The organism is Nonomuraea sp. NPDC001684 (assembly GCF_053596515.1).
Map to the genome: position 1 here is coordinate 1 of NZ_JBSFGJ010000291.1, position 11,886 is coordinate 11,886.

At 72.8% G+C, this 11,886-nt stretch carries 13 protein-coding genes; 7 read left to right on the forward strand and 6 right to left on the reverse strand.

The annotated features are described in order from the left end of the window. On the forward strand, positions 1-575 hold a 575-nt coding region (locus tag ACWCSD_RS35745; protein WP_449921594.1), incomplete at its 5' end, for an acetylxylan esterase. Positions 576-627: 52 nt separating this feature from the next. On the opposite strand, the gene ACWCSD_RS35750 is transcribed toward ACWCSD_RS35745, so the two are convergent. Both ACWCSD_RS35750 and ACWCSD_RS35755 read right to left on the reverse strand, forming a co-directional pair. Further along, positions 628-915 carry a HesB/IscA family protein gene (locus ACWCSD_RS35750; protein ID WP_352327979.1) on the reverse strand — a complete coding sequence of 96 codons (288 nt, stop codon included), beginning with the start codon at positions 913-915 and terminating at the stop codon, positions 628-630. A 411-nt stretch (positions 916-1,326) separates the two neighbouring features. Continuing rightward, positions 1,327-1,776, reverse strand: coding sequence for a pyridoxamine 5'-phosphate oxidase family protein (locus ACWCSD_RS35755; RefSeq protein ID WP_358286229.1), 450 nt, complete (start codon positions 1,774-1,776; stop codon positions 1,327-1,329). A 185-nt stretch (positions 1,777-1,961) separates the two neighbouring features. Between ACWCSD_RS35755 and ACWCSD_RS35760 the strand changes: the two genes are divergently transcribed. From ACWCSD_RS35760 to ACWCSD_RS35770, 3 genes are all read left to right on the forward strand, one after another. Further along, a complete protein-coding gene (locus tag ACWCSD_RS35760) occupies positions 1,962-2,507 on the forward strand; it encodes a DUF4142 domain-containing protein (RefSeq protein ID WP_358286231.1) in 546 nt (181 codons plus the stop codon). Between the two features lie 14 nt (positions 2,508-2,521). Then, positions 2,522-3,157, forward strand: coding sequence for a hypothetical protein (locus ACWCSD_RS35765; RefSeq protein WP_449921599.1), 636 nt, complete (start codon positions 2,522-2,524; stop codon positions 3,155-3,157). 105 nt (positions 3,158-3,262) lie between these two features. Next, positions 3,263-4,156, forward strand: a complete 894-nt coding sequence (locus ACWCSD_RS35770) for a DUF2382 domain-containing protein (RefSeq protein ID WP_449921601.1) — start codon at positions 3,263-3,265, stop codon at positions 4,154-4,156. A 78-nt stretch (positions 4,157-4,234) separates the two neighbouring features. Here ACWCSD_RS35770 and ACWCSD_RS35775 read toward each other — a convergent pair whose 3' ends face one another. The 4 genes from ACWCSD_RS35775 to ACWCSD_RS35790 form a co-directional block, all read right to left on the reverse strand. Continuing rightward, entirely contained in the window at positions 4,235-6,106 is a 1,872-nt protein-coding gene (locus tag ACWCSD_RS35775) for an ABC transporter substrate-binding protein (protein WP_449921603.1), read from the reverse strand. Positions 6,107-6,196: 90 nt separating this feature from the next. Beyond that, entirely contained in the window at positions 6,197-6,940 is a 744-nt protein-coding gene (locus ACWCSD_RS35780) for an ABC transporter permease (RefSeq protein ID WP_397156320.1), read from the reverse strand. After that, positions 6,937-7,731: an ABC transporter permease gene (locus ACWCSD_RS35785; protein WP_387669469.1), complete on the reverse strand. Its 795-nt coding sequence runs from the start codon at positions 7,729-7,731 to the stop codon at positions 6,937-6,939. The genes ACWCSD_RS35780 and ACWCSD_RS35785 overlap by 4 nt, the downstream gene beginning before the upstream one ends. Before the next feature lie 247 nt (positions 7,732-7,978). Continuing rightward, positions 7,979-9,682, reverse strand: coding sequence for an exo-alpha-sialidase (locus ACWCSD_RS35790; protein ID WP_449921609.1), 1,704 nt, complete (start codon positions 9,680-9,682; stop codon positions 7,979-7,981). A gap of 247 nt (positions 9,683-9,929) precedes the next feature. Here ACWCSD_RS35790 and ACWCSD_RS35795 point away from each other — a divergent pair, with 247 nt between their 5' ends. From ACWCSD_RS35795 to ACWCSD_RS35805, 3 genes are all read left to right on the forward strand, one after another. Beyond that, on the forward strand, positions 9,930-10,820 hold the full coding sequence (locus tag ACWCSD_RS35795) for a hypothetical protein (protein ID WP_387669467.1): 891 nt from the start codon (positions 9,930-9,932) through the stop codon (positions 10,818-10,820). Between the two features lie 69 nt (positions 10,821-10,889). Continuing rightward, positions 10,890-11,162, forward strand: coding sequence for a hypothetical protein (locus ACWCSD_RS35800; protein WP_397156323.1), 273 nt, complete (start codon positions 10,890-10,892; stop codon positions 11,160-11,162). A gap of 46 nt (positions 11,163-11,208) precedes the next feature. Next, on the forward strand, positions 11,209-11,886 hold a 678-nt coding region (locus ACWCSD_RS35805), incomplete at its 3' end, for an FAD-binding oxidoreductase (RefSeq protein WP_449921607.1).

Consider the following 11,886-nt stretch of genomic DNA (forward strand, 5'->3'; position numbering starts at 1 on the left):
CGCAACGTCGTGGAGAACGGCAGCCCGTGCCACGGCTCGGCCTCCGCCTCGACCCCGAGGACTACTACTACCGGCGCGTGTTCACCGACGCGGCCAGGGCGGTCGACGTGGCCGCGGCCCATCCGGCGGTGGACGCCGGGCGCATCGTGGTCTCGGGCGGCAGCCAGGGCGGCGCGATCGCGCAGGCCACGGCGGCGTTGCGCCCGTCGGTGCGGGCCGCGCTGGTGGACGTGCCGTTCCTGACGCACTTCCGGCGGGCGCTGGAGATCACCGACCGGGACCCGTACCAGGAGGTGGTGCGCTTCCTGGCCTCCCGCCGGGACGGCGCCGACCAGGTGTTCCGCACGCTGTCGTACTTCGACGGCGTCAACTTCGCCGCCCGCGGCCGGGTGCCCGTGCTGTACTCGGTCGCGCTCATGGACTACGTCTGCCCGCCCTCCACGGTCTTCGCCGCCTACAACCACTGGCAGGGACCGAAGGAGATCACCGTCTGGCCCTGGAACGGGCACGAGGGCGGGTCGGGCTACCAGACCGAGGAGCAGGTCCGCTACCTGCACAAGCTCCTGGCCGGCTGACCCGGGTGCGGGGCCGCCGTACCGGCGTGAGCACCGGTACGGCGGCTGCCCGTCACACCGCCTGCGGGGTCACCATGAACGACACACTCCCCTGCGCGTCGGCCCCGGCGTCGAGGGACTTGTCGTCCAGCACGGTCGCGGCCACGGGATCGAGATAGACCCGCGCGCCCTCGGTCTCCACCACCTCGTCGGCCGGCTCAGGGGCCGTGGCCAGGGAGAGGGTGAGCGAGTTCGCGCCCTCGCCCTGCGACGAGATGCGGATCCCGCCCTGGGCGGGTTCCGGCGCGGACGCGGTCAGGTCGCGGATCGCCTGGGCTGCGTTGGCTGTCAGGGTGAGCACTACGGCTCCTCCAAACGGTCGACGTACAGAAGTTGCCTGCCATTCCCCCCATCCCGGAGCCCAACCCTTCTTGGCGTTTTCTTTACCGTGAATTCCCGGCCGGTGGACAATCGCGGCGTGGATGCCGTCCGGCTCAGGCACGCCATGGTCGCGGACCTGCGCGAGCGCCAGGAGATCGCCGACGACGTGGCGGACGCGCTGCTCGCCGTGCCGCGCCACCCGCGCCCCAGGTCCGCCCGGACGAGAAAACCCCGACGCCGCCGATCCGACCGGGCGACGGACCCCCGCCCCAGAAAGCGCCGCCCCAGAGAGGCCCACGTCAGAAAGCCGCACCTCAGAGAGTGCCGCCCAGGGGGCGGGACAGGAGTTCGTCATCGTGAAGCGGCACACCACGCTGGTGCTGGGGTTCGGTTAGACGGTCCACTTCCCGTCGAGCATCAGGTCGCGCCCGGCGAGCTCGTTCACCTCGCGCCACGCCTGCACCAGCACCGGCGTGACCCAGAAGTACGTGTACGGGCCGCGCGACACCCGCGGGTCGAACCCGGTCTTCACCGCGAACGCGTCCCCGATGTCGCCGGGGATCGTGGCGGCCGGCTGCGCGGTCACGGTGCCGTGGATGAGGACGACGTCCCTGGTCAGGCCCAGGCCGAGGCGGACGGTGCCGCCGTCGAGCAGGTTGCGGGCGGTGGGCGTGGCGTCGGCGGTGGACAGCAGCAGCCGGTGCCCGTCCCACAGGAACGACAGCGGCGTCATGTACGGGCCGCCGTCGCCCGCCGTGGCCACCCAGGCGTCGACGTCGTGTTCGAGCCGGTCGAGCGTGTCCCGCTTGCGCTGCTCCGGTGATCGGGCCGGTGGCGTCATCCTTCTCCTCGCGCTCTCGGCGGTCAGGTCCGACCGCGTCTCGTCCGTCAACATGATGACGGCTCACGGCGGCGGCCCGCGACACCCGGCAGCCAGGGGTGCGACGCGGCGCGCCTGAGGGGGAAGTCGCGAGCGCATGGTTACTCTCTGTGTCGGAGAAGTGTCACCATGTCATAGGAAACCTCATGCGTACTCGTCTGACCATGCTGCTGGCCGCCGCGGCCGTCGTCGCCCTGTCCGGGTGCGGCGAAAGCGCCACCACCAACACCGCGGGGCTGGCGCCGCGGACCGACGCTCAGCCGTCCGAGCAGGACAGGACCTGGATGGCGACCATCCACCAGGGGAACCTGGCCGAGATCGAGGCGGGCCGGCTGGCCGAGAAGAAGGGCGCCACCGACCAGATCAAGTCGATCGGCCGGATGCTCGTCGACGACCACACCCAGTTCGACAAGAAGGTGACCGAGACCGCGAGCCAGCTCGCCATCCAGCTTCCCGCCGCGCCGACCTCCGCCCAGGCCGCCATGGCCAAGCGCCTGCAGGACGCCAAGGGCAAGGAGTTCGACAAGGAGTTCGTCGTCGGCATGGTCAAGGCCCACAAGACGGCGATCGAGGCCACCAAGGAGGAGATCTCCAAGGGCTCCTCGCCGGCGGTGGTGGCGCTGGCCAAGTCCGCGTCCCCGACGCTGCAGGAGCACCTCAAGGCGCTGAAGAAGGCGCAGGAGGACTACTGACGAGGGCGTCCGCGATGCCCGGCGGCACGGGCCCTCCGGCCGCGCTCGACTCCTTCGCCCGCGCCGCGGCGCGCGTGCTGGCCGGGCTCCGGCGCGGCCGCGCGCTGCACCGGCGCGGGCTGCTCCTGGCGGGCACGCTGACGGTCGAGGCGGCGCCGCTGGGGGAGCCGGGCGAGCACGAGGTGCGGGCCCGGCTGTCCAAGGGGCTGTCCCTGCCGGGCCGGCTGCCCGACGTGCTGGGGCTGGCCGTGCGCCTGCCCAACGGGGTGGACCTGTTGCTGTCCACCGGCGCGGGCCCTGTGCCGGTGCCGCGCCGCACCTTCACGTCGGGGTCGTACTCCAGCCTCACGGCGTACGTGTACGGAACCGGCCGGTACCGGCTGGTCGCCCGGCCCGAGGGTGAGCGCGTGCCCGCCGATCCCGCGCTGCTGCCCGGCGCGCTGGCCCGCGGCCCGCTGCTGTTCCACCTGTGGGCGGGCGGTCGCTACCTGGCCCGCCTGCGCCTGCACACCGCGCTGCCCGGCGCGGACCTGACCTTCGACCCCGTGCTCAACAGCGCCCCCTGCCTGTGCCCGGCCGGATGGACGGCCAGGCTGCGGCGGGCCGCCTACGAGGGCTCCCGGCAGGGCCGCGGCGTGCCTCCGCCGTAGGCCGATCCATGGCAAAGACTGGCCGACCCGTGTGTGCAAATGCGACTCTCTGGGGTATTTGTCCTTTTTGAACCAGGACGAACAATCGGGGGGATCGTCGTGGCTATGCAAACAGAGATCCGGAGCCTGCTCGAGTGCCATGTGATCGGGTCGGACGGACAGTCGATCGGCAAGGTGGGCCAGGTCTACCTCAGTGACCGCACCGGCGAGCCGGAGTGGGTGACCGTGCGCACGGGGTTCTTCGGCATGAAGCAGACCTTCGTGCCGCTGGCCAACGCCCGCCGTTCCGGGGACGAGATCAGGGTCCCCTTCGACAAGGAGATGATCAAGGGCGCGCCCAACATCGACGTGGACGGCCGCCTGTCGCTGGAGGAGGAGGCCGAGCTCTACCGGTACTACGGGATGCAGCCGTCCACCATCCCGTCCCAGCGCTCGCCCGCCGCGGGGGAGCGGCAGGCCCAGCGGCCCGCCGGAGAGCCGCGGACGACCGGGGAACGCGGCATGACCGGCCAGCCGCCGACCGGCCGGACAGGCGCGACGGGCCAGCCGGGGCAGCCGGGCCGGATGCGCGGCCGGGACGTCGGCGACCGCGACATGGACATGACCGCGTCGGAGGAGCAGCTCCACATCGGCAAGGAGAGCCGCGAGAGCGGGCACGTCCGGCTGCGTAAGTACGTCGAGACCGAGAACGTCCAGGAGCGGGTGCCGCTCGCGCACGAGGAGGTCGTGATCGAGCGCGAGCCCATCAGGGACGGCGAGCCCGGCACGTACGAGATCGGCGAGGACGAGCAGCAGATCACCCTGCACGAGGAGCGGCCGGTGATCGGCAAGGAGACCAGGCCGGTCGAGCACATCCGCGTGCACAGGGAGCGCGTCGAGCACGAGGAGACCGTCGAGGGCCAGGTCAGGAGGGAACACCTGGAGGTCGACGAGGACAGCGAGGCGCGCGAGCACACCCGCAACCGCAACCGTGGGGACGACCTCCCGCCCAAGCGGTAGGAGGCCGCGCCCGGTCCCACGCGGGGGCGCCCACGCGCCCCCGCCTCACCACACCCACCTCCAGAACACGTCCCGCGGTCAGGGCGAGCTCTCGGCCTGACCGGCGTTCAGGGGAACCGACTCCTGGCCGGCGTTCAGGGAAACAGACCCCTGGCCGGTGTCCGGGGGGACCGACCAGCTGGGGCGGGCGTTCAGGGTGGCCGGCTCGAAGCCCGCGAGCTGCTTGTAGTGCAGCGAGATCTTCTCCAGCGTGTCCCTGGGGATGACCTCCTCGATGTCGGCGAACCCGTCGGGGGCGCGTTCGTGCGCCATCCGCAGGACGACCTCGGGCCCGTCCTCGCGGTTGGCCAGCACGATCCGGTTGGTGACCGGCCGCCGCCGGCTCTCGTAGAACTCCAGGCCCTGGCCGGTGGCCAGCGCGTGGGCCAGCACGCGGGCGTCGATGACGGCCTGCGTGCCGCCGTTGGACCCGGTCGGGTACATCGGGTGCGCGGCGTCGCCCATCAGCGTCACCGTCCCCGACGACCAGTACGGCAGCGGGTCCCGGTCCACCAGCGGGTACTCGTACGCCTTGTCCGCCGAGGCGATGAGGCCGGGGATGTCGAGGGCGTCGGAGCGCACGTCGGCCACGTGGTGCAGGAACTTGCCGATCTCCACCTCCCGGTTCCAGTCGCCCCGGGGGACGGTCTCAGGGGCCCGGTGCTGGATGGCCCAGTTGACGAGCTGCGTGCCGTCGGGGTCCGGCGGCGCGATCGGATAGATGACGATCTTCTGGGCGCCGTCGCCCGCCATGATCATGGATCGGCCGGTGAGGAACGGCCGCGCCCGGGACGTGCCGCGCCACAGCACGTGACCGCCCCACAGCGGCTCGCCCTCGCCGGGGAACAGCGCGGCCCTGACGCCGGAGCGGATGCCGTCGGCGCCGACGAGCAGGTCGGCGTCGTGGTCGAGCCCGGTGACGGGGGAACCGGTCACCACGGCGTCCGGGCCGAGCCGCTCGCGTACGGCGTCGAGGAGCAGGAGCTGCAGCCGGCCGCGGTGGATCGAGTACTGGGGCCAGGCGTGGCCCGCGGCCCGGCCGCGCGGCTCGGTCCAGATGCGCTGCCCGCGCCGGGTGACGAAGGTCAGGTCGGCCGTCGCCTTGTCGATCTTCGTGTACTTGAGCAGCGCGGCCTTGGCCTGGGCCGGGTCGGCGATGGCCAGGTCCACCGCCTTGCGCAGGCCGCGCTGGAAGGCGGCCACCGTGCGCGGATTGTCGGCCGCGAAGCCCTCGGTGGTCAGGTAGCCCGCCATCGGGAAGTCGGCGGTCGCGCCGGTGAACAGGTCCGACAGGCTGCGGGCCCCGCTGGTGGCGGCCGCGGTCTGCCAGAACGGCTCGGGCAGCACGGCGGCGTCCACGTCGCCGTTGGCCAGGGCGCCGGCCATCTGCGGGAAGGGCCGTTCGACGAAGGTGATGTCGGCGGGCGCCACGCCGGCGGGCTTGAGCAGCGCGCTCACGGCCAGGGTGGCGACGTTGCCGAGGGTGTTGACGCCGACCTTCCTGCCCTTGAGGTCGGCCAGCTTCGTGACGGGCGAGTCCTTCCTCGTCATCAGGACGAAGTTGCCGGGCTTGGCCGCGTAGGCGTCGCCGACGACCTTCAACCGGCCCACGCCGCGCGCGGCGGCCAGGATCGCCGAGACGTAGTTGCTGTGCAGGACGTCGAGCTTGCCGCTGATCAGGTCGGGCATCGCGGCGGCCCCGCCCTGGATCACGACGGGCTTGACGGTCAGCCCCTCCGCCGCGAAGAACCCCTTGTCGGTGGCGATCTGGACGGGCGCGACCTCGGGAAGGGCCAGCATGCCGAGGTTCAGCACGGCCTTCTCCGGCCCGCCGGACGACGGCCGGGGGTCCGCCCCGCCGCACCCGGTCATCGCCAGGGCGAGGGCGACCGCCGCGAGTAACAGACGCATGAAAACGCTCCCAGAGAGTTGAGTTCGCGAACAAAGCGTGCCGGGGAAAAAGAACAGCCGTCCGGCAATCCCCCGCATTCCCGGGCGGCTTTATTCGGTCGCGCCGTAATGCGCCACCAACCGGCGTTCCAGAATCAGGAAAACCTGATTGAGCAGATAACCCAGAACCCCGAGCACGGTGACGGCCGCCCACATGCCCGGCAGGTCGAAGGAACGCTGGGCGGCGCGCAATCGGAAACCGACGCCGTCGGTGGCGAAGAATTCGGCGATCACCATGAGGATCAGCGCGAGCGACAGGCTGAGCCGCAGCCCGGCGAGGATCTTCGGGGCCGCCGAGGGCAGCACGACGCGCAGCAGGCGCTGCCCGGCCGACAGCCTGAAGACCCGCGCGGTGTCCAGGTGCAGCCGGTCCACGTCGCGGGCGCCGTCGGCGGCGTTGACCAGCACCGGCCAGACGATGCCGCACGCGATGGTCATGACCTGCATGAGGGTGCCGGTCGAGAACAGCGCCAGGAACACCGGCAGCAGCGCGGGCGGCGGCAGCGCCCGGCAGAACTGCACCGCCGGGTCCACGAACCTCGACAGCAGCGGCGAGCGGCCCATGGCGACCCCGGCCGCCACGCCCACCACCCCGGCCAGCACCCAGCCGGTCAGCAGCCGGCCCAGGCTGTGGGAGAGGTCGTCCAGGGCCGTCCGGCTGATCCACAGCTCGCGCAGGCGCAGCGCGATCGTGGACGGCGGCGGGAAGTAGGGGTTGCCCGCCGCCCTGGTGGCCGGCTCCCAGACGGCCACGACGACGGGCACGGCCCACAGCCGCGCCACGGATCTGATCATCGTGCCGCTCCCGTCAGCGTCGTGTGCCAGCGCAGCAGCCGCCGGAAGGCGTGGGCGAGCAGGGCGTTGGTGAGCAGGCCGAGCGCGCCGGCCCACAGGGTGGCGGCGATGGTCAGCCGCAGGCCGTCCGGGCTGCTCTCGGCCACGATGATGAAGTGGCCGATGCCGCTGGTGCCGGCCAGCAGCTCGGTGCTGACGGCCAGGATCAGGGCGATGGCCGCGGCCACCCGCACGCCGGTCGCCACGAAGGGGGCCGCGCTCGGCAGGCTGACCCGCCACAGGACGGCCGGCGGGCCGAAGCCGAAGGCCCGCATCGTCTCCTTGGCCAGCGGGTCGACCTCGCGCAGCCCGTACATGGTGTTGAGCAGGACGGGCCAGGTCGCGGCGTACACGATCATCGCGACCTCCGTCTCCAGGCGGCCGGTGAAGACGAACGCGGCCAGCGGGATGAGCGCCACCGAGGGGATGGGCCGCAGGAACTCCAGCACGGGACGCAGGGCCCGCTCGACCGGCGGCAGGCTGCCCAGCAGCAGCCCGGCGGGCACGGCCACCGCCACGGCGGTCAGCAGTCCGAGCGCCCACGCGCCGCAGGTGGCCAGCACGTCGGCCAGGAAGGCGGGGTCGGCGGCGAGCCCGGCGGCGGTGGCCAGGACCGCCGAGGCGAGCGGCAGCTCCAGCTGGGAGACGAGCCCGAGGCGGCCGGCCGCCTCGGCGGCGCACAGCAGCGCGACGGTGCCCGTCACGCCGCACACGGCGGCGCTGTCGAAGGGGCGGGAGGGGATCAGGCGCACGGCGACGCCTCGGCGCCGGGGGAGTGGGGCGGCAATTTATCGGCTCTCCGGAACATCGGTCCGGCCATTCGTCACCGCGGCAGGCCGGAAGGCGGGCAGAGAGGAACGGAAGTCACAGTAATCGAGCCACGCGTTTCCGCCCGGCCGGGAAAACTCCGGTCCCGAAAAGCCCGCCGGGTCCGGGCGTCACATTCCGTAGGCTCGCGCCATTTCGGCCCGCCTGATAACCCGCATATTCCGGCCGGGTTCAGCGTCCGTAGAGTTCGAGTTCGCTGAGCATGCTGCAGGAGTCGCCGATCTCGGCGTCGCAGTCGTCCGTCGGCTCGGTGACGACCATGACGTGCGCGCCGGTGCGGGCCACCGTGTGGTAGCGCATGGCGTAGTCGGTCCGGTCCTCGACGGTGACGACGGGCTCGCCCCAGGAGCGGCCGTCGGCGGAGACGTACACGCGGGCGCCGGCCGCGTGCCCGGGGCGCAGAGCGAGGCCGATCCGGTTGATCGCGTATGGGCGGTCGAGGTGCAGGACGTACCGGCCGGGGCCGGCGGCGACGGCGCCGGACCAGTAGTCGGTGCTGCCGTCGAAGGCGCCCGCCGGGCCGGTGCGCGGCCGACCGGGACGGGTCCAGCGCATGTCGGTCTCGACCTTGAGCGCGCCGCGGCGGTACAGGGCGGCCAGGTCGAGCAGGTCGGGGCCGGGGGGCGTGACGGTGAACAGGCGGCGCTTGATCGCGTACCAGCCGCCGTTCTCGAACTTGCCGTGGGCCGGGCAGGCCGTCTCGTTGAGCAGCCCGTCGGGGCGCACGCCGGGCAGCTTGCAGTTGTCGAACACCTGGATCAGCCGGTGCGGGCCGACCGCGGCCACGGCGGTGTAGCCCGAGGAGCCGTGCACGTCCCGCACGCCGTCGCTGTTGCGGTACGTCACCGTCTGCTGCCGCCACTCCTCGCCGATCCCGTCGGGGGCGATCGCCAGCCAGTTGTGCGGACGCCCGGCGCTGAGCACGAGCACGCCGTCCGGCATCAGCAGCAGCCGCGGCGCCACGCCGCGCACCAGGCAGTCCTGGCCGTCGATGCGCAGCGGCCGGACCGGCGACCAGGTGCGGCCGCCGTCGGAGGAGCGGCTCTGGTGCAGCGTGGAGGGCGGCTCGCCGTCCCTGCGCAGCACCGCCAGCAGGGAGCCGTCGAGCGTCTGGGCCAGGGCGGTCTCGTTGTAGACGAACGGCCCTTGGGGCGGGGCGATCACGCCGCGCCTGGCGAACGTGCGGCCGCCGTCGTCGCTGGCGAACACCTCCGCCTGGTAGGCCTCGGTGTCGCCCTGGCGGATGTAGGCCGTGAACAGGATCGTGCCGTCGGCGAGCTGGATCGGCAGGCCGTGCGCGGCCCCGCCGGAGGCGCCGGCGTCCGGCGAGGAGACCGTGGCCTCCCAGCGCACCCAGCTCTCGTCGTGCGCGGAGGTGGAGGACAGCACGCCCAGCTTGGCGGTGCCCGGTCCGGAGCGCCGCAGGTAGTACTCCAGGGCCAGCAGCCGGCCGTCGCGCAGCTCGATCGGCGCCTCCCGCAGCGGCGTGCGGTTGCTCGGGCCGAACGTGACGCCGCCGTCGTCGGAGGTCGCCGACTCGCTGGAGAGGGTGACGACCTTGTCCACGTTGGTGGCGTAGGTGACCAGGAGCTTCCTGGCCGGAGCGCCGTCGCGGCCCACCGTGTCCAGCGCCGCCACGCTCGGGAACCCGGCGAAGTCGAGCCGCTGCTCCGACGACGGCTCGCGCTCGGCGGGCGTCGGGTACGGGTAAATCCACCGCGGTGAGACATCAGTGTCGATCAGGTAAGGCCCCTCCGGAACCGACTTGCCGGTGAACTCCGGCATACGGCAGAACGTCTCGCCGGCGTGCGTGACCCCATGGGCCGCGGGCAGCCCGGCGGCCAGGAACACCGCCGCCAGCGCGGCTCTGGGCATCGCCACCGGGGACTCCTTCCTCTCGTGGCCGCTCGCGGGCGGCCGCCTCGCGACGGGCGAGGCCATGCCTTGTCTCTGCCCCCTCCGGCCCCTTGTTTCACCTGCGTCCCAGGGTTGCCAACCGTGCGTCCGATAGGTATTCGTTAAGTGTCAGTTGACAGCGACGTGCTGCGACCCGAGGATCAGAGCTGCAGGATTAAGTGTCAATTTACGTAGGAGGGACCTTCGGGTCTGGAGGTGGCCTCAGATGAGCATCGAGCCCAGGGCGCGAGTCGCCCCCGAGCGCGTGCCGCCGGTCTGGGCGGCGGACCCGGCGCCGGTGGCGCCGGAGACGGCGGCGCAGCAGAAGGTCGTCCAGCGCATCTGCGCCAGGGTGGCCCCCGAAGGGGTCGAGGTCGGCGTCGGCGAGCTGCCTCCCGGCGGCCTGCAGGTGTGGATCGACGCCCCCGTCCACGTCGACCCGCGCGAGGCATGGGTGCTCCACCACCGCATGGCCCGCGAGGTCAGCCTCGTCGGCTGGCACTGCGAGGCCGACAGCGACCGGCTGCTGGTGCTCGGCTGGAGCGCCGCCTGCCTGCACAACCGCATCAGGCTGCTGCAGAGCGGGCTGAAGCGGCTGTCCGACTTCGAGCACACCGCGCAGCGGGCCGTGCAACTGGAGGGCGAGGACCCGCGGGGCCGCACCGCGGCCGACGTCGCCGCCGCGACCCGCGCCGCCGTCGAGCGGCGGCTGCGCTGGCCGGCCCGGCTGGCCGAGCTCGACGGGTTCGACCGCAGCTCCGGCCTGTCCCACCTGCAACTGCTCCTGGCCCAGGTGGTCGGGCTGGAGTCGAAGGTGGCCGCGGCCTGCGAAGAGCACCTGATCATGGCCCGCGCCCTCGCGTGGTCCGTCTGCGAGCACTACGCCGCCCACGGCGACCTGCCCAGGGCGCAGCGCGAGGTGCTGGCCGAGACCCGCCGGTGGGTGCACGCCAGCTCGATCATCCGCGGCACGGCCGCCGTGCGTCCGGCCGGCGCGCCCCGTCCGCACATGGGGCTGACCGAGCGCCGGATCGCCGCCAGCGTCATCAACCACGGCGTGCCGAGGGCGACCCCCACGGCCGTCATCCCCCGCTCCGGCCACCAGGAGAGCACGTGACGACCCACGTGCCGCTCCACGGGCGGCAGCACGCACAACCCGTACGAACCCTGTAGGAGAGCTCCCGTCATGCGAACCCCACCGCATCTGCCCGCGCTCGTCCGGCACGAGTCGTCCGACACCGGACGCACCCGCGCCCGCCGCCACCCCTACGGCCCGCACGACGTGCCCGCACAGGCCGCCCCGCGCGGCTCACTCGACTTCCCCGCCCCCGCCCCCGCCCCCGCCGCCGTCCCGCCCGCGCCCTACGAGGCGTTCACCGAGCAGCGGCTGCGTGAGATCAGGGAGATGTCCACCCAGGCCATCGGCTCCATCGACGACCTCCTCCAGCACACCGCCTGACGTGATTTCGCATCCCCCGAGGAGAGCCATGCAGGGACTATCGCGAGTGGATCTGCGGCCGCGTGACGTGGGCGCCCACCGACCGCGTTCGCTGGCGGGCACCGAGACCCCGCACACCCTGGACGAGGTACGCGCCCTCGTCCGCCGGGCCATGGTGAGCAAGAGCCGCCTCTACCCGGTCAGCACCGGCAGGAACTGGGGCATGGGCTCCGCGCTGCCGGTCACCGAGGACAACGTCGTCGTCGACCTCAGCCGGATGAACCGCATCCGCGGCCTCGACCTGGAGGCCGGCTACGCCGTCATCGAGCCCGGCGTGACCCAGGCCCAGCTCGCCGAGGCGCTGCGGGACACGCCGTGGATGCTCAACGTCACCGCCTCCTGCGCCGACACCTCGGTCATCGGCAACGCCCTCGAACGCGGCGACGGCTGCTTCCGCTCCCGGGTCCAGGACGTGGCCGGCATCGAGGCCGTGCTCGCCGACGGCAGCGTGATCACCACCGGCGGGCTCGACCCCACCGGCGTCTACCACGGCCGGGTCGCCGGGCCCGACCTGACGGCCGCGTTCGTCCAGCACAACCTGGGCGTCGTCACCGCCATGGCCGTCTCGCTGGTGCCGCGCCCGGAGACGATCGGGCTCGTGCACGCGCGCATCCGGCGCGACCAGGTCGGCGCCGCGATCGGCGCGATGACCGGGTTCCTGCGCCGCGGCAACCCGGCAGGCGGG